15 protein-coding genes are annotated in these 19495 nt (G+C 42.0%); 4 read left to right on the top strand and 11 right to left on the bottom strand.

The window, feature by feature from the left end; all coding sequences use genetic code 11:
• Positions 1-27: 27 nt before the first annotated feature.
• The 4 genes from AC19MV_RS05830 to AC19MV_RS05815 form a co-directional block, all read right to left on the bottom strand.
• Positions 28-1164, bottom strand: a complete 1137-nt coding sequence (locus tag AC19MV_RS05830) for a DUF2855 family protein (protein WP_498306299.1) — start codon at positions 1162-1164, stop codon at positions 28-30.
• Positions 1165-1181: 17 nt separating this feature from the next.
• Entirely contained in the window at positions 1182-2126 is a 945-nt protein-coding gene (locus AC19MV_RS05825) for an alpha/beta fold hydrolase (RefSeq protein WP_498306297.1), read from the bottom strand.
• A gap of 54 nt (positions 2127-2180) precedes the next feature.
• A complete protein-coding gene (locus AC19MV_RS05820; protein ID WP_432400307.1) occupies positions 2181-2843 on the bottom strand; it encodes a nitroreductase in 663 nt (220 codons plus the stop codon).
• Between the two features lie 126 nt (positions 2844-2969).
• On the bottom strand, positions 2970-5411 hold the full coding sequence (locus tag AC19MV_RS05815) for a TonB-dependent receptor (protein WP_498306295.1): 2442 nt from the start codon (positions 5409-5411) through the stop codon (positions 2970-2972).
• Positions 5412-5991: 580 nt separating this feature from the next.
• On the opposite strand from AC19MV_RS05815, the gene AC19MV_RS05810 reads away from it, so the two are divergent.
• Positions 5992-7788, top strand: a complete 1797-nt coding sequence (locus tag AC19MV_RS05810; RefSeq protein ID WP_498306293.1) for an acyl-CoA dehydrogenase C-terminal domain-containing protein — start codon at positions 5992-5994, stop codon at positions 7786-7788.
• A gap of 149 nt (positions 7789-7937) precedes the next feature.
• Here the strand turns inward: AC19MV_RS05810 and AC19MV_RS05805 are convergent, their stop codons facing one another.
• From AC19MV_RS05805 to AC19MV_RS05790, 4 genes are all read right to left on the bottom strand, one after another.
• Entirely contained in the window at positions 7938-11060 is a 3123-nt protein-coding gene (locus AC19MV_RS05805; RefSeq protein WP_498306292.1) for an efflux RND transporter permease subunit, read from the bottom strand.
• An 11-nt stretch (positions 11061-11071) separates the two neighbouring features.
• The gene (locus tag AC19MV_RS05800) at positions 11072-12136 is read right to left on the bottom strand and encodes an efflux RND transporter periplasmic adaptor subunit (protein ID WP_498306290.1); all 1065 of its coding nucleotides are present in this window, start codon (positions 12134-12136) and stop codon (positions 11072-11074) included.
• A 45-nt stretch (positions 12137-12181) separates the two neighbouring features.
• Positions 12182-13459: a TolC family protein gene (locus AC19MV_RS05795; RefSeq protein ID WP_498306288.1), complete on the bottom strand. Its 1278-nt coding sequence runs from the start codon at positions 13457-13459 to the stop codon at positions 12182-12184.
• Positions 13460-13526: 67 nt separating this feature from the next.
• Complete coding sequence (locus AC19MV_RS05790; RefSeq protein ID WP_498306286.1) at positions 13527-13934, bottom strand: hypothetical protein; 408 nt, start codon at positions 13932-13934, stop codon at positions 13527-13529.
• Between the two features lie 282 nt (positions 13935-14216).
• Here AC19MV_RS05790 and AC19MV_RS05785 point away from each other — a divergent pair, with 282 nt between their 5' ends.
• Entirely contained in the window at positions 14217-15974 is a 1758-nt protein-coding gene (locus tag AC19MV_RS05785) for a DUF885 domain-containing protein (protein ID WP_498306284.1), read from the top strand.
• A 125-nt stretch (positions 15975-16099) separates the two neighbouring features.
• On the opposite strand, the gene AC19MV_RS05780 is transcribed toward AC19MV_RS05785, so the two are convergent.
• The 3 genes from AC19MV_RS05780 to AC19MV_RS05770 all read right to left on the bottom strand — a co-directional run bounded on the left by AC19MV_RS05780 (position 16100) and on the right by AC19MV_RS05770 (position 18125).
• Complete coding sequence (locus AC19MV_RS05780) at positions 16100-16708, bottom strand: flavin reductase family protein (protein ID WP_498306282.1); 609 nt, start codon at positions 16706-16708, stop codon at positions 16100-16102.
• Positions 16709-16832: 124 nt separating this feature from the next.
• Positions 16833-17579 (bottom strand): phosphatase, encoded by a 747-nt coding sequence (locus AC19MV_RS05775; protein WP_498306625.1) that lies wholly within the window; start codon positions 17577-17579, stop codon positions 16833-16835.
• Positions 17580-17915: 336 nt separating this feature from the next.
• On the bottom strand, positions 17916-18125 hold the full coding sequence (locus AC19MV_RS05770) for a TOBE domain-containing protein (protein ID WP_432400316.1): 210 nt from the start codon (positions 18123-18125) through the stop codon (positions 17916-17918).
• A 221-nt stretch (positions 18126-18346) separates the two neighbouring features.
• Between AC19MV_RS05770 and AC19MV_RS05765 the strand changes: the two genes are divergently transcribed.
• Both AC19MV_RS05765 and AC19MV_RS05760 read left to right on the top strand, forming a co-directional pair.
• Positions 18347-18820 carry a hypothetical protein gene (locus AC19MV_RS05765; RefSeq protein WP_498306280.1) on the top strand — a complete coding sequence of 158 codons (474 nt, stop codon included), beginning with the start codon at positions 18347-18349 and terminating at the stop codon, positions 18818-18820.
• Positions 18821-18901: 81 nt separating this feature from the next.
• A partial coding sequence (locus tag AC19MV_RS05760) for an immunity 49 family protein (protein ID WP_498306278.1) occupies positions 18902-19495 on the top strand: 594 nt, incomplete at its 3' end.

The following is a 19495-nucleotide window of genomic DNA, read 5'->3' as shown; positions in this document are numbered from 1 at the left end:
GGTCGCATTGCCAGTGATATAACCCGGCTATTTGCACACACCATTTGGGTTAACGACGATACCCACCGAAGCATCGGCAGTGCCTGCTAACACCGTTTGATAAACATCGTTAACTTGCTTGAGGTCGTGTATATGATGAGTCGAGATATTGCTCTTACAAAAGTCGATATAACCCAGCAGAGCGAGGCTCATTTGTTTCATCGTTTCTGTTGTGCCCCAATCTTTACTGCGTTTTTTAAGCTGTGTCGGGGCAAAAAAGAATGTCGGCGTCGCGCCAGGAAGATTGGTTTCTGCACCTGCTTGGGTGATATCGATGTCGTTGTGTTGTGTAGCCCCAATGCGACAAGAGTAGGTAAGCTGTGAACTAAAATGATGGTGAATAGCCGCTAAAGTGGTTTTACCGCCAGCCATGTCGACTAATATTGATGCCACTGTTGGGTCTAGCTCGGCTATTTGTTGATAACTGATGACCTTATCGTAACAACCGAGTGACTCCACAAAGGCTTTATTCGCCTGTGAGGTGATGCCGATGGCGGGACGTTCACCTCGTTGTTTGATGCAGTAGGCAAGGGCAATACTGGTTTTACTTGATGCACTAGTAATCAGGTATTGTTTGGCTGCAAAATACTGGTTGTCGAACATAAAGTCGTCAACCAACCAGGATGTGGTCAATAATCCGCGCAATAAAATATCGTAGTCTTCGTTTTGCTCGCGATAAAAGGGATTGGCACCCACGCGATCGAAATGATTGTAAACCGGAGATAAGCCTTCTCTGCAAGGGTTAACATCACTAAAACCATACTGCGAAACATGGCCTGCCACAATAATTAGGTGGGTCGCCATAGGCATAAATCCCCACACTCGTTCGCCCACTAATATCTGATCGTTTTTAGATTTAATCACTTCGGCATAGCCCATCACGGGTAAGCGTCCCCAATGTTGAGGTTCATTTGACGGGAAAAAGCGCCAATATCCTAGGGCATCACCGGTAATACCGTAGCTGATATTGTTGGCTGTTAGCGCAAATTTATCGATCCGTAATAACACTTCGTTATGCGCCATTGGCGTAGTGATATCGACATCGATAACCCGAGTGGTTTGGAGATCATTTTTGCTGACTTCAAATACCGCAGCACGGTTTGGTGTAAATTGAGTAGCCGTCATAAATTACCTTTTTGTTATTATTGTATTGAAGTTAAAAAATCACTTATTGCCTTATTTACTTCGTTGGGTCTTTCATGTTGGATCCAGTGACTGGTTTGAGAAAAGCGTTTAATGGTGCAGTTCGGTACGTATTCAGTTAAGCCATCGAGGTTTTCATTCACGAATGCCAAATCTTGCTCGCCCCACAGCACAAGAGTGGGCAGATTAATGCGAATATTAGGTATTTTTAGCTCTGAAGTGTGTTTAACCTGATCGCATGAAGAGACGTTGGTGTCATGCTTAACATCAGTCTGGGTGTCGTTACGCGCAAGTTGTGGCATGGCACGATAATATTGCAACATGCCATTTATCGCCCCCGGTTGTCGCCAGACTTGCCGATAAGCGTCTAACACGTCAGGGGTAAAAATAGCCGGTTGTTGGCTCTGCATAATCTTATCGACTAAGTAACGGTAATTATCTTGTGTTAGTAGGTTTTCCGCTTCTGCTCCAATAAGCTCATGAATATAAGCACTTTTACTGCGCTGATTTGAGTTGTTGATCATCTCACGGGTAAAGGTACTCGGATGCGCTGCATTTAATATCACTAAACGAGTTAACAACGAGGCGTTAAATGCGGCTAACGGCCAGGCAATTGCGCCGCCCCAATCATGGGCAATTAAGGTTACAGGGTGATTTGGACTTATCGCGCTAATAAATTTACCCATAAAGCCAATCAGGTTTGGCACGGCATAAAATGCGGCATCAGTGGGTTTATCGCTAAGGTGATATCCGGGTAAGTCGGGTGCTATTACCCGATATTGTTGGCCGAACAATGCCAGTTGTTTATGCCATGTTCCCCAATATTCTGGAAATCCATGTAAAAAAACTAATGTTTCAATCGGCTGCTGTGATGCTTGAGGACTTGACTCAACATAATGAATGTTAACACCATCGACGTCGATATAATGATGCGTTAGTGACATATGCCATCTCCATACTGAATATAAACTGAGTCAAGTCGAGCCAAATAAAGTGGGTTATTCGAAAAAGGTGACCGCAGTGCCAAGTGCTTCACGTTCGGTACGGGTATTATTGACGAGTGCCGTGTCATCGGCGTAACCAAATGACATGCCAAATAAAATGCCACGTTCGTCAGGTAGGCCTAAGATTTCACGAACGGGATCAGGGAATTGCCCCAGCGCGCCTTGCATACAATTAGATACGCCGTGTTCTGCCATAATTAACGATAACGTTTGCGCGTAAATGCCTAAATCGACGGCACCCATAATGTCTAAATACTTGTCCATGGTAAAAAACACCGCATGAGGGGCATCAAAAAATTGCCAGTTGCGTACCATCGCCATTTGACGGGCTTTTTTATCTTCGCGAGCGATACCGACTGAGCTATACAGCGCATTCGCTGAACCAAATTGACGATCTCGATGTACACCTTGATATTGCGGTAACCAGTTGAAATCTGGATTAGGTGAGGCGCCGCTCATCAAGGTTTCAATAAACTTGGTTTTTAGCTTATCTTTTGTCGCACCAGACACCACACACGGTTGCCAAGGTTGGACATTACAATTTGAGGGTGAAAGTTGCGCACTAGAAAAGATTTGTTTTAAGACATTGTCAGGCACTGGCTTGTCTTGAAATGCACGAACTGAATAACGGTTTTTTAAAATAGATTCTATAGACATAGTGACAACTCTTATTGTTATTTATCATTAAGGCTATACCTGTTTTTCAGGTATAAATGAGTTTATAAGGTCAAAAATCTGTAACGTCGGCAATATGCTTACTGACGTTACAGACGGTTGGGTTAATTAAAACTGGTACGAAATGTTCGCGCCAAAAGTACGTGGTTGATTTGGGTACCCATTAAAGCTGCCCGCCTGAATTGGAGGTGGGAAAGCCGACAATAAATACTCATCATTGGTTAAGTTGCGCACCCAAAGTTGCAAACTTAGGCCGTTATCGAAGGCCAAGCCGGTACTGGCATTGAAGGTATTGACTTCACGCGAGAGAGATTCAGGGGTATTTTCGGCAACTTTAACATCGCTTTCGTAGAGATAGTCTGTACGAACATAACCATCTGCACCATTAAACACTTCAAAGTTATAGACAATCCCGGCAGTGATACTCACTTCATGAATACCCGCTGGTTTTTCACCAGACAAATCAACTGGGCCGTCTAAACCCGATGCTCCTTCAAACGAGTCATAAATTGGATCAAGGAAAGTACCTGCCAATGTAAATGACCAATCGTCGGTTAAGTTATAATTTGAATCAAACTCGATACCTTTGGTGCTTTGTTTGCCCGCATTCGCTAGCACATATCCCGTACCGATAAAGATTGATGATTGGAAACCTTCGATAGTTTGGTCAAATATTGTTGCGTTAAACGAGCCATTTTCAAATTGGGTTTTAATGCCAATCTCATACACCATGGCTTCTTCAGGTGAAGCATAGCGGCCGCCATAAACTTGATTTGGCAGTGCGATACCTGCAGTTTCTATTGCTGCCTGATCTGAAGCAAAAGGACTTGAATAACGCGATAAATTCCACGATGTGGCTTTAAAGCCCGTTGCTGCTGTGGCAAAAATGTTAATATTGTCATTGATTTCATAAGCCAAACGCATAGACCAAGTGGCTTTACTGTCATCTGACTCATTGTTTTCAGCCGCATTAGGCAAACCTAACATCGGCGGTAAAAATTGCAGACCTTCTAATACCGGTACTGCAGGAGCAAGTTGTGGAATGTTACCAATAGGCACACCATATAATGTCGGTACGGTGGCTAAATCAAGCGCAGAAAGCACATCGTTATGGTTTTGCGAAATGGTGATTTCTTTTTGGTCATTGGTATAACTCACACCAAAAATTGCCGTGAATTGGTCATTAATGTGGTAATCAAAACTGGCAAATAAAGAATACGCATCGTTGTCTTGTTTAAACTCTGAACTGACTGCCGTGTTACCTGAAAAAAATGTGCCAGCATCAAGACCATAAGCGCCTTCTACACCCGCAAGCAAACCTGGTGCGCCACCTGCTGACATGAGAACATCAAAGTAATTTCTCATGTCATTGCCGTAATACAACGTGTCACCTGTAGTGACTTCTTCATGGAATATGAATGCACCAAACATCCACTCTAATTGACGTTCGTCCGTTGATGCGAGACGAAATTCCTGAGTCATGGTATCAATGTCGGTATAGCCACCTTCGTTGAGAATATCCAAAGAGGTGTAATCAACATCATTCATAAAATCAGATTCGTTATTACGTACCGCACTGATTGAGGTAAATGAGTAACCGTCAAAATCCACATCCAGTTGCAGTGATACGCCGCCGTCTTTAACGTTGTTGATGGGGTCTGAATTCAATGCCGATTTATATGCAAAAGAGCTGGTTTCGTCTAAATCCACTCCACCTAATGCCCGTACAGCACCGGTAGTTGGTCCATTGATTGAGTTTTCAACCGTACAACATGCCTCGTTTATTTTGCTGTAATCGGCGATTAAGCGCAGTTTTACATCTTCAGTCGGTTCATACAGAGCTTGTCCACGCACATTCCAACGATCTTTGTCGTTAATATCACCTAAACCCGAAACCGATTCTGTATAACCATCACGAGTATTAAAACCGCCCGAGACACTAAAGGCCAAATTATCGGTTATGCCATTGGTGTAATAACCTTTCATTACTCTTTGGTTAAAATTGCCAATACCCGCTTCAATTTTACCTTCCTGGTAATAGGCCGGCTCGCGTGTGCTGACACTAATGACACCTGCTGAAGCATTTTTACCAAATAAGGTACTTTGCGGCCCACTTAATACTTCAATTTGTTGCAGTCTTGGTAAGTCACCAATTTGAGCTGCTGCGCGTGAGCGATAAACACCATCGATAAATACCCCAACAGAGGGCTCAATACCGGTGTTATTGGTACCATTACCAAAACCACGAATGGCAAAGTTAGTATTGGTTGAACGTTGTAACGGGGTAACACGTAAGGTGGGCACTAAAGTTTGTAAGTCATCAATGTCCATGACTTTGGCCTGTTCAATCGCTTTACTGCTGACCACAGTGATTGCAACAGGTGATTCTTGTAATCCTTTTGCTCTTTTTGAGGCGGTGACAACAATGCGTTCCATATCGTCATCTTTTTTTATTGGCTTCTCATCATCGGCATAAGCGGTTGAACTGAGTACACCCAACACCGCTAACGAAAGAACAGAGTACTTAAAAATCTGTGATTTATTATTCATTTATTTCCCCAGATAAAGACTAATTGCTATTAAACAAGCTTAACTAATACGTTGAATTACCAAAGATATATACGACGCTTAAGCGTTCTTGTTTGTAATGTGTAATTATCGATCTTTGTAAAACAGCTATATTCAATAACAACAAGGGGAATCAACAGCACAACATTTTCTTTTCAAATTTCTGATCGAAAACTTATCCTGAAAATACGAAATTACCACTTATAGTGAACAATTAACCGCCAAATCATGCTAGGGCGTGTTACAACATTAAACAAATCAATTATTTTAATAAGCAACTATTCATATAATGAATAATAGGGCGGTAAACTAGTGTTTTTACTCAAATTTAGTCGTTGAGTGTTGATTAGTAGGTTATACGAAGCGTGGATAGTTAGGCTTTTTATGGATGAGATCTACTGCTAACTATAAATATGACGAATGTATACATATAATTATTATGCATTTGGATAATACTTAAAGTTAATTTAGCATCAGAGATAAGCTATTTTGAGTCGATGCTATAAAGGCATCGACTTATTTCTAACCCATTAATGTTTAAAGACTCATTTGGAGAGCAACAATGCCTGAATACAAAGCCCCCATCCGTGATGTTAAATTTGTTATGCAAGAATTGCTCGAGTGCGAAGCGCACTATCAACATTTAGGGTATCAAGATGCAAGCCTTGATATGGTTGATGCCATTATTGCTGAAGCGGCTAAATTAACTGAAGAAGTTGTAGCGCCATTAAATCAAATTGGCGATCAGCAAGGATGTACATGGAAGGATGGGGTGGTCACCACACCAGATGGATTTAAACAAGCCTATGCACAATATGTTGAAGGTGGATGGCCAACATTATCGCAATCTGAAGAGTTTGGCGGCCAAGGTTTACCTCACTCACTCAACATTAGTATCGCTGAGATGTTTTCCAGTGCTAACCACAGTTTCGCGATGTATCCAGGCTTAAGTCATGGCGCGCTAGCGACTATCGAAGCGCATGGTACAGATGCCCAAAAACAACAATTTATGCCTAAGCTTGTTGAAGGCAAGTGGACCGGCACTATGTGTTTAACAGAACCACATTGTGGTACCGATTTAGGCATGTTGCGCACCAAGGCTGAATTACAAGCTGACGGCACTTATTCATTAAGCGGCACTAAAATCTTTATTTCCGCCGGTGAACATGATTTATCAGATAACATTGTCCACATCGTTATTGCACGTATTCCAGGGGCGCCAGAAGGTAATAAAGGTATTTCGCTGTTTATCGTACCGAAATTTAACGTTAATGAAGATGGCACAATTTCTGATCGCAATGGCGTAAATTGTGGCTCTATTGAACACAAAATGGGTATTAATGGTAATGCTACATGTGTGATCAACTTTGATGGCGCAACAGGTCACCTTATTGGCGAACCTAATCGCGGCCTAAAATGCATGTTCACCTTTATGAATGCTGCACGTATTGGTGTAGCAAGTGAAGGGGTTGCAGCCGCTGAAGCGTCATTCCAGGGCGCGTTAGCGTATGCTAAAGACCGTCTACAGATGCGTTCAATCAGTGGTGTTAAAAATCCTAACGGCCCAGCCGATCCAATCATTGTTCATCCAGATGTGCGAAGAATGCTATTGACCCAAAAGTCGATTGCAGAAGGTGGTCGTGCGTTAATTTCATATTTAGCGCAATTGGTGGATATTGGCCATGCTGAAAAAGACGAGGCCGTTAAAGCCGATGCTGAAACCAAGCTTGCTTTGCTAACGCCTATTGCCAAAGCCTTTTTATCAGAACTTGGTTTTGAATGTACCAGCCACGGTGTGCAAATTTTTGGTGGTCATGGCTTTATTAAAGAGTGGGGCATGGAACAGCTGATGCGTGACACAAAAATCAGTTGTCTATACGAAGGCACCACCGGTATTCAAGCACTTGATTTGTTAGCCCGTAAAATTATTGGTACTCAAGGCGAAGTGTTAAAGCCTTTCTCTAAAGATGTGACTGTATTTTGCCAACAAAACATGGATAACCCAGCCATGGCAGAGTTTATTAAACCTATCATGGCGTATGCAAAAGAGTGGCATGAGCTGACGGTATTAATTGGGGGCAAAGCAATGAAGAACCCTGACGAAATCGGCGGCGCTTCTGTTGATTACTTGATGTTTGCAGGTTATGTCACGCTTGCATTCTTCTGGGCTAAAATGGCTAAAGTTGCGCAAGATAAACTGGCTGCGGGCACCACAGAAACAGCATTCTATGAAGCTAAAATCAAAACTGCACAATTTTATATCCAACGTATGTTACCTAGAGCAAAAGGTCATGCAGCGTGTATAGCTAATGGTGTTGATTCGATGATGGCACTAGACAGTGAAGACTTTGCTTTTTAAGCTGAATAAAGTTAATGATGTTTCAAAAGACCGTTAAATTTACATAACAAAAAACCGCAACGTTATCGTTGCGGTTTTTGTTTATTTGGCTAAATCAGTTAGCTGTTAGCTGTTAGTATTTACTAGAAAGTCGTTAGTTAGTTAGTTGTTCAATCGTGACTCGGCTTAGGATCACGTCGATGGATCCACTGATACAACACCGGCAACACCAATAAAGTTAATAACGTGGACGAAATAATCCCACCAATTACCACAGTTGCTAAAGGTCGTTGAACCTCTGCACCAGTTCCGATATTCAGTGCCATAGGCACAAAACCTAAACTGGCAACTAATGCAGTCATTAATACTGGGCGTAATCTAATATTAGCCCCATCAATAATGGCACTGCGTAAATCACCGGTTTCACTCCATAGTTGACGAATAAACGTCACCAGCACTAAGCCGTTCAATACCGCAACACCAGAAAGTGCGATAAAACCGACCCCAGCGGATAAAGACAGTGGCATGTCTCGTAACCACAATGACAACACACCGCCAGTAAGCGCCAGTGGCACGCCTGTAAAAATGATGAGCGAATCTTTAAACGAATTTAACGCCATCATCAGTAAGCCAAAAATAACCAACAAGGTCACCGGGATCACGACGGTCAATGTGTTACTGGCAGATTCTAGCTGTTCAAAGGTGCCACCAAAATCAAGCCAATATCCACTCGGTATATTGACGTCTGTGCTAATACGTTGTTTAACTTCAGCGACAAAACTGCCAAGGTCGCGATCACGCACATTCACGGTCACCACAATACTGCGTTTACCATTTTCTCGACTAATTTGAGCTGGCGAAGGCTTGGTTTCTATTGTTGCCACTTCATTTAATGGCACATAACCGCCATTGGGTAATGGTACTGGCAGATATTGCAGGTTATCTATGTCAACACGAATAGATTCTGGTAACCGAACGACCAGCTCAAAATGTCTATCGCCCTGGTAGATTTGTCCTACCGTTTCACCGCCAATACTGGTCGCGACTAAATCTTGCAAAGCCGTGATGTTAAGCCCGTAACGCGATAATGCCAGCCGCTTTGGCACAATCGATAACATCGGTAAACCCGTTACCTGTTCAATACTCATATCGGTAGCGCCATCAATACTCGACACCACTTGATTAATGTCATTGGCAGTTTGCAATAACTGGTCAAGGTCATCACCAAAGACTTTAATACCTAAATCAGCTCTAACGCCTGAAATTAATTCGTTAAATCGCATTTGAATCGGTTGGGCAAACTCGTAGTTATTACCTGGTAATTCACGTAATGCCGCTTCTAACTCTTCAATTAAGTCGTTTTTAGGCTTGCTGGGATCGGGCCATTGTTCACGCGGCGCTAAAATAACAAAACTGTCGGCTATATTGGGCGGCATCGGATCGGTTGCAACATCTGGCGTGCCAATTTTAGCAAAGGTTTTAGCCACTTCCGGGAATTGCTGTAAGCGTTGTTCAATTTGCGCTTGCATGATTATCGCTTGTTCAAGCCCTGTGCCTGGAATACGCATAGCATGCAAAGTAATGTCACCTTCATCAAGCTCTGGTACAAACTCCGATCCCATTTGAGTGAGCAGCCAAAATGAAATGGCAAATAACACGGTGGTGCATGACACAACAAGCCAGCGCCAATTAAGCACCCACTCCAATAATGGCCGATAAATCGCTTTGGCGCCGTTAATCAGCGGACTTTCTTTTTCACTGATTTTACCGCGTAAAAACAACGCAACCGCGGCTGGTACGATAGTAATTGAAATCACCATCGCGGCTAATAATGCCATTATGACTGTGATAGCCATTGGGTGGAACATTTTGCCTTCAACACCCGACAGGCTGAAAATAGGGATGTACACCACAGTGATGATAGCCACACCAAACAAACTTGGGCGAATGACTTCAAGCGTGGCATCGACCACTAATCTCAATCGTTCTTTAAGGACTAAAAGTGCGCCATTTTGTTGTTGAGCCAGTGATAAACGTCGCACACAGTTGTCGACAATAATCACCGCGCCATCGACAATGAGGCCAAAGTCTAGTGCGCCTAGGCTCATTAAATTAGCCGAAACACCGGTTTGTACCATGCCAGCGATGGTAGCAAGCATCGATAACGGGATAACAGCCGCGGTAATCAACGCAGCGCGAATATTACCGACTAATAGAAACAGCACAATAATGACTAACAGTGCACCTTCTAACAGGTTGGTTTTTACCGTATCAATGGTTTTGTCGACGAGTGTGGTTCGGTTATAAACCACATCGACCGTTACACCCTCGGGTAGTGATGGCTTAATCGCTTCTAGTTTTGCCGCAGCAGCTTGTGACACTGTCCGCGAGTTTTCACCAATGAGCATCATCGCCATGCCAAGCACGGTTTCTTGACCGTTTCGAGTCGCAGCACCGGTACGCAGCTCTTTACCTATCGCCACTTCGGCAACATCACTAATTAATACCGGCTCTGTTCCTTGCAAGCCCACGACAATTTGTTCTATTTCTTCAATTGAACTCAGTTGCCCAGGCGAGCGAACTAACAGTTGTTGTCCATTTTTTTCGATGTATCCAGCACCGCGATTACTATTGTTAGCGCGTAATGCTTCAGCCACACCTTCCATAGACACGTCATGTTGCAATAACAGTCTTGGGTCGGGTAATACATGATATTGCTTGTTGAAACCGCCAAAGGTATTCACTTCCACAATGCCCTGAACTTGAGCTAATTGTGGTTTAATAATCCATTCTTGTACTTCACGAAGGGCAATGGCATCCCAAGCAGAACCATCTTGTTGAGTGGCTCCCGGTAAAGCATCAATCGTGTACATAAAAATTTCGCTTAACCCTGTCGCGATAGGTCCCATAATGGGTTCTATCCCCACAGGCAGCTGACCTTTCACAGAGCTCAAGCGTTCATTAATCAAATTACGTGCGAAATAAATGTCAGTACCATCTTCAAACACCACCGTGACTTGAGATAATCCGTAACGAGAAATCGAACGGCTATAACTTAAGTGCGGTACGCCATAGAGCGCAGACTCAACCGGGAAGGTGATCCGCTGCTCAATTTCTAATGGCGAAAAGCCGGGCGCTTCAGTATTAATTTGTACTTGAACATTGGTGATGTCGGGCACAGCATCAATAGGTAAGCGCTGATAACTCCACAAACCCACACCGATTAACACTAAAATCATCGACAGCATTAACAAACGTCGTTCTACAGAGAAACGAACAATTTTTTCAAACATGGTGTTTCTCCTTAATGGTGGTGCGCAGCCGCTGACTTTTCGATATCTGCTTTGATAAGATAGCTATTTTCAGCGACATATTGCTCACCTAATGCCAATCCAGAGATCACTTGAGTGTATCTGTCGTCACTGTGACCCAATGTAATAGGCCTTAACTCGTAGCGTTCACCTTGTTTGATAAACACCACTTGTTGATTGTCGACTTCCTGAATTGCCCCGTTTACCACCAACAGTGGCACTGGCATTTCATCTACGGCGATATTGACCGACAGCATGTCACCCGGCATAAACTGACCCTGTTGATTGTCAATTTTTACTCTTGCGTGAGTGACTGCGTGTGCATCGGTTGAGGGTAATAAATGACTGATTTTGCCTTTAAAGGTTTGATGATTGCCATGCAAAGTAGCCGATTGACCGACGTGTACTTTGCTGCGATCCATTGGGAAGATGTTTACATCAGCCCAAAGCACATCGTGATTGACGATTAACATTAACGATTTATCGTCCGTGGTTTGACCGATATTGACGTATTGCGCTTGTATCACTCCAGCGATTGGCGCTTTGATAGTATAAGGTTGAAGGCTGTCATTCGACTCCACTTTGGCCACATTTGCGCCTTTCGCGACAGTATCGCCAAGGGTGACATACAGCTCTGTGACGACGCCAGGGAATCGTGCACTGATGTTGGCAGTGTTATTTGGTGCAACGCTGACCTTAGCAAACGCGCGAATGGTTTTTTCAATCGTCCCAGATGTCACCTCTGCGGTATTAATACCAATACGTTGGGCAATATCCGCATCAATTTCGGCATGTCTAACACCTTCCTCATCATGTTCGTCATGTTCGTCATGTTCATCATGTTCATCATGTTCATCATGTTCATCATGTTCATCATGTTCATCATGTTCATCATGTTCATCATGTTCATCATGTTCATCATGTTCGTCATGACCATGCTCATCTTTGCTTTGCTGTTTTTCATGAACATCATGTTCATCATGCCCATGTTCGTCTGAGCCCCAAGCTGCGTAAGGAAATGCCAATATTAGGCAAAGTAGTAATGTGATATTTTTCATAATCTAATTTGTTCCATTATCTTAAAAACGTAAGCATCAAACGGATTAATGCGTTGCTAATGATTGCGCTGTTAATTGCTCAATCATGGCCTGGTTTAAGAGCACTGAGGTTGCCGCATCAATTAGTGATAAGCGCGCATCAAGTAGTTCTTGTTGTGCCAATACCAAGTCCGCATAGCGATAACGGCCTTTTTGATAGCTTTGCTGGGTGTAGGTTAATGATTCAGTGAGCAACGGAATAATGTTTTGTTGAAGGCTTTTTACGGCGTTGACTTGCTGCTCACGACTGCGATAAGCCTGAAATAATCGCGTGCGCAACGCGACAAGCAATGCGGCTTTTTCGACACTCACTTCATTTATCGCCGCGTTTGCCGATTGCAGGTTGCCACGGTTTCGTTCACCAGCAAATAATGGCATTGAAAACCCCACCATTAAGGCATTATCACCGTTAGGTTGCGTATGCTTTATCCCCACTTGCCAACGAATATCGGCAGTGGATTGACTTTTAGCTAATTGCCATTCAGCTTCACGAATACGCTCTTGGCTGGCATACATCTCAATGGCCGGTGATGCTTCAACTCGTTGATACAATGAGTCAAAAGATTCAACGGAGTTAAATGCAAATAAATTTCCACTGACTTGTTCAAAAGTTGGCTGTTGCTGGCCCATATAGCTTGCTAACAACATTTTTTGGCTATCAAGTCGTGCAGATAACTCGGCAGTAACAAGTTGGGCATTCAACATACTCGCCTTAGCCCGTAATGCATCAACCTTTGCCGTAGCGCCTTTATTCACCCGGCTTTGGATTTGCTGATAAGTCGTGTTGGCTAAATCAGCTGCATCTTGTGCCAGTTGATGTTTTTGTTGCAGCGCCAGCGTGGTAATGAAAACTTGAGTCATTTCACCTAATAAATCCAATGACACCGCTTTTCTTTGTGCTTCTACATAGGCGTAACTGGTATCAACAACATTGGTGCGCGCCGCTCGTTTATCACCAAGCTCAATTAAAGACGAGAGTGCTAATGTCATTTCAATGGCACTTAACCCTGAGTAATCACCGGTGCCCAGGATGTTTTCTGCCTCAACGGCTAATTCATAAGCTGCGGCTTGATCGGCGTTTAAACGTTGGCCGTCTAATGCTTGTTGGCGCCATTTAAACATGTGTAACTGTGGATGACGTTGCAAGGTCATTTTCGCGGCGGTGTCTAAGGACAACAATTGCGTGTATGGTTGTGCGTTTGCGTTAGTTATCAGCAAAAATGATAACGACACTGCGCAACTGCGTAAAAATATTTTACGTAGCAAGGAGTAATGAATAAACATGAGTAGTTAAACCCTTTAATCAACTAAATAGGTATGGCCGTTTTGACGGTCGATAGTGAGTTAAAGGTTAAGCAATTGGCGGGCGGTAGATATTGTTGGCAACAATAATGATTTTAGAATCAATGAGGTTAATACCATGACCTACAATCAAACTGAGCTGTGCAGCGTGGGATTGAACATCAAGCCAAGGTGGAAAATATTGGCAACAACTGCAATGCTCACACTGCTCAATACACGTGTCATGTTCAGATTCGATAAGATTGAGGCTGTAACATCCATCAATTTTTGTATCAGAGTCAGTGAGTTGATAAGGTTCGCTCGCTGTTGTGTAAGACTCATGATAATTATCACTGTCACGATCGTCACATACAGAAAAGGGCACTGAAACGATTTGAATAAAGAAAAACAGGCCCAAAATTGCACAGAGCAATTGAGACTTGTTGATTGCTTTATATATCGTTTTGAGTGTATTCAACTTGACTCTATTTTTGTTCTTAAACGTGTATAAAAGATGTGATTATTTTACGCTAATGCGTTTAGCAAATTGTAGCATCAATAAGCTCAATTCTGTAATCAGATTTACAATCGAATCTTTCAATAAAGATCTTATTATCAAGCAGATGTGTTGATAATTATTCGTTACAGATTAGTTAATGGGCTGTTTATCTATTCAGGTTGAATTTCAGTTATAGTATTAGGCTAAATGAATAAACCAGATAATGTGCTAAATAAAGGCCAAATCAAAAGGACTTCTTCTATGTCGGGTAAAAAAATCTCCGCAATCCTCCCACTGTTGATGTTAATGCCAATCACGGCTTCGGCCAGTTCGTGGGTTGATATTAGTAATCAATACACCAATAAACAAATTCAAATAACAAGTCAGTTTCAGCCAGAAATGGCCAGTTCTATTGGCATAACAGAAGCTGATAACCTATGTAGCAGTATTACAAAAGCACAACAAGATAAGTATATTCAAACACTTAATAACAGTAAAAAAACCTTATTAAAAGCGCTTGAAACAGAAACCCTTTTACCCGTGCGCCAGGATCTTAATATTATTATTGATAATATAGATCAAACCATTTTGTCAGGGCAGTTAGACGACAAATACATGCTGCCCTGGGTTGATGTACCGTTAATCATTTTTAGTGGGGTGTCAGCATTACTCGATGAGCAAATGCCAGACAGTCGTAAACAGGCTGCGATGACGCGTTTGGCTTGTTATGTCGGTAAAAATGGCCAGGTAGCATTAACTGAGCAAGCTAAAACGTTGTTTGAAAAGGCGTTAAGCAATAAATCATTGCTCGGCCCAACCAAAGAAGAAGTTGAACAAGCATTAGCCAGAACAGATACCTTACTCCAGGGGTTACAACAGCTTTTTGATAAAAATGAATTCAGCCAGGCAGATGATAACCTCGCGTTATTGCAGCAACAAATTACCGATTATCGTCAATGGGCCGAAAAAACAGTTATTCCTAATGCTCGTACTGACTACAAACTGCCGTCTGATATTTATGCATTAAAGCTTAAAAGTGCTGGGATTGATATTGACCCTAACTTGTTGATAGAGAGTGCTAAAGCAAGTTACATGATCACTAAAGCCAACATGCAAGCATTAGCGCCGTTAGTGGCCGCAAAGTTTGATATGCCTTCAAGTGACTATCGTGATGTGATAAGAGCGCTTAAAAAGCAATCGTTATCGAATGATAAAATTGAAAATCACTACCGTGAAATTAATACAAAATTAGAAGCTATTATTAGCGATAAAGCCGTTGTCAACTTACCTAAGCGTAACATGATAATGCGCCTTGCCAGCGATGCAGAAGCAGCGGGTAGTCCGGCGCCTCATATGTTACCACCTCCGTTTATTGGTAACACGGGTGAGCAAGGTCAATTTGTATTGACCACGGGTAACCCCGCGTTAAGCGGCGATGCAGCTTATGATGATTTTAACTTTGATGCTGTCGCTTACACATTAAGTGCTCACGAAGGCAGGCCAGGCCATGAGTTACAATTTGCGGTAATGTTAGAGCAGGGTGTGTCATTAGCCCGAGTGTATTATGCGTTTAATAGCGTTAACGTTGAAGGTTGGGCACTGTATGCAGAAGCAGAAATGCTGCCATATTTGCCGATTGAAGGCCAACTGATTGCACTGCAACATCGCCTATTACGTAATGCTCGTGCCATGTTAGACCCCATGCTCAACTTAGGCTTAACCACTAAAGAGCAAGCTTATAATCTACTCAGTAATGATGTGGTTTTTTCAAAAGCGGCAGTAAAACAAGAAGTCGACCGTTATACCATGCGTATGCCGGGGCAGGCGGGCAGTTACTTCTATGGTTTATCGCGATTACTTGAAATTAGAGCAGACGTTGAGCTTGCCCTAGGTGATAAGTTCGACCGTTTAGCCTTTAATAACTTTGTATTAGAGCAAGGGTTAATTCCACCAAAGCTTATGGCAGAAGCAGTGAAACAACACTTTTTAATGCCAGTACCAGCTGCAACTACGAAATAAAAACTGGCAAGTAACAAGTAACAAGTAACACAATCTCATAACTGCTTTTTTATTTTCATAAAAAGAGATAAACAATCCGATTCAAATGTCATTTGAATCGGATTTTTCTTTGTTAAACTGCAGAATTATTTTTTAGCGTAAGGTAAACGAGCCAGCTTAGTCGTTGTGTGATAACTATCAAGCCCAGTGATTGCAACGGTATCGATGGCGTGTAAATCAATAAATCCATCGGCTTCAACCGCGTTATCATCTACATACACATCCATGATTTCACCTATAACGAACTCAGTTCCATTAATGGCTAAATGTTGATGCTCTACCAATTTGACTGAATATTTAAGACGACTTTGTTTTACAAATGGCGCTTGAAAATCCATAAGGTATTCTGCCGTTAATCCAGTGGCATCAAACTCTGACTCTTCTCTGTCGTAACGTGCCGAAGTTTGATGGGCTTGAGTATAAATCGACTGATTAACCTGGTTGATGGTGTAAACACCGGTTTGTAGAATATTTTCAAACGTGTGTCGAGCGACGCTATGGGGCCGTATTATCATACCCACAAGTGGCGGATTAGCGCCTAAATGAATAACCGAACTCACTATCGATAAATTAGTCTGGCCTTGAGCATCTTGGGTGCCGATGAGATTTGCGCTCTTAAAACCCGACAATGAATTAATAAAGTGTGCACGGGTGCGTGTATCGAGTGCGTCAATACGGTTTTTGGTAAAATGCATGATGGATCCTTCGGATAATGGCGTATTCAAACTGAAGTTGTCGCAACATTAAAAAATTAAACAGCGCTTAAATTTTGATATGCAGTCATTACGCCACAGGATATTGAATGGATCGAATAAATTACTAATCAATCAGTACATCATATTCATCTAGCGTGGTGTGGCCTCTAGAGGCTAAAAAAGATAACAATGCCGCTGGGCTGCGATTCAATAACCGCTCTACTGGAAAGTCGACCGCCTCAATCACTTCAATGGACTTGTCAAAGTCGCCTAGACTAAACGCAACGTGAGAGTCAGAGCCCATCACCAATAAACCGCCAGCATTTTTTACGGCATTCGCGATAGCAGTGCAGTTCGGTAAGCTACCGTTGCGCGAGGTTAAAAATGATGAGTTATTGATTTCAAGTGCGACATTATGTTGAGCTGCAGATTTGGCCACCCGCATAATGTCGATAGGATATTTGGGATTGCCTGGATGGGTGATAATGTCAACGTGACCACTTTCAATACAGTTAATCAGTGCTTGAGTATGTATTTCTTTCGTTGAAGGCGGAAATACCGGTTCATGAAAGCCGGCCAGGACAATATCGAGTTCTTGTAAATAGCTGCCGAAAAAATCAATTTCACCAAGCTCATTTTTTATATTCGCTTCAATACCACGCAGCATACCGACACCATCAATCATTCTAGGTAGCACTCGCATATTCACAAAATGCCAAAAGTGCGGCGCGTCGGCCATGTCGGGCCCATGATCGGTTATCGCAAATAATTTGATTCCTTTGCTTTTAGCCACTGAAAAATAATCATGTACCGTGCTGTATGCATGAGTAGAAGCGATAGTATGGGCGTGTGTATCAACAGAGAATTTCATCACAAGTCTGGCTCTCTTTGTTCAAAACTGAAGTAACAGTTTACGCTGTTAGGTCTGTTTTCTCTATGATATGAGAGCTATTTTTTGATGTTCAATCTGCATATGGATGTCACTAAACGACCATTTATGGGAAAGGCGGGTGTATACAATTAGGGAGGATTGACTCGTCAGAATCTATAAGCGATTGGCGAATATAACACTGAGTGTGTCATCTGTTACTTGTAAAAAAGTCCGTTGTTTATCAGCATTTAACGCGTAAAACATACGGACTGATTCACATAAAGCGCATAGATAACATAAACCAGTTAAATAGCGCTAACGTTCTTTATCTAACCATTAATCAACAGCAAGCATAACGCTTGATGCTTTAACAATTGCATATGCAGTAGAACCCACTTTCAAATCAAGTGATTTTACAGCTTCGTTAGTGATAATCGATGCAATATGTTCCCCACCAGCTAATTCGATAGTCACTTCAGAGTTAACAGCACCCGTTTGGATTGCTTTAACCGTGCCTTTTAATTGATTTCTTGCACTTATTTTCATGTACTTCTCCGTGTTGAGGTTATGAATGATAAAGATTATCTTTAGCAATGATATGATTAATTATAGTCTTATTTATCCATAAGATAGCGAGTCTCGTTTCAAATAACTAGGGTAGGTCACATTTTAATTGTTGAGCATGTCAATCTACGCCTGAATGATATTGCATAAAGGAACAATACAATATTCCTGTCGGTGTACTGAAAACTTAATGCTTGCTTCATATGAGATTAAATATTTTTGTTATGAGCAGAATAGAGCGAGATAAGCACAAGGCAAAAGCTTCACCAGAAGAAACAAAACGTTATAATGACCAAATACCAAAGATTAACAATGAATCAGCAAAAATCGGAAAAAAGGCAGCAGATGCGGCGATTAAGATACAGTACCCTGGTTATACTCGCATTCACCCAGCGAGCTTAGATAGTTCTCCATCGGTAAGGGGTAACTTTGATATGGTGTATAAAAATGCTAATGGTGATGTCATTATTGTTGAAGCCAAGGGTGGCAGTAGCCCATTAGGTAAAATGAAAATTGGTAAAGAATATTATCAGCAAGGTACAACGAAATATGCAAAAGCCATTACAAAACTAATGGCAGGTAGCCAAAAAGAGTCTGAATTAGATGCTGCTGAGGCAATTTACAATGCTGGCAAAAAAATAAAAAGGTTCAATATTTACACGTTAGAACACCCATAACTAAAACAGAGGATGGTTCGCTCGTTGGCAGTGTTGAAATTTCCGAGTTTGATATAGAAGAAATAGCACAATAGGTTAGATATGATTATAAATCGCAATTACATTCCAAAATTTGAAAAAATACCTCTTAAAAGACGTTTAAAGCGATTAAAACAAGCTTATGAAGAAATTGCTGAAGACATTGAAATTAAAAGAGACAATTTATTGATGATATCAGATGATATGGTTAATCTAACTCGCTGGCTTACTTGGGAAGTTCAAGCTCCCGAGATAGAAAAGGAATCTGCTAGTGGGCTACGTTATGCGTCAAAAATGTACGCCGCGTTTTTAAAGCTTGCACAGTACCCAGAGCAAGATCTTACCTTTAAAATATATGATTTACCCGAAGTAACGTGGAATGGAAAGGGGATGTTAGAAGCTGGTTATGCAGCTCCATCAGAATGGATTGATGCCTATTTTTTAGCGGTGATTACTCGCGATACTGAAAGTATGGATAGCTTGGCAAATTTCCCTATAGAAACAATGAAACAAAGTGCTACGCAAGCAGGTCCTGTTTTATACCGTGTGGTTGAAGTATTTCAAGCTTACCATAGTCGTCTCCCTGATTTTCCCATGTTGTTAAATAATACAATGGAAGAGTTACTTGCAGACGGAGATGACTGGTCAATATACATA

The sequence above is a fragment of the Shewanella sp. MF05913 genome (assembly GCF_059758095.1).
The sequence above is the reverse complement of the archived record's forward strand: the minus strand, read 5'-3'. Positions and strand labels throughout refer to the sequence as shown.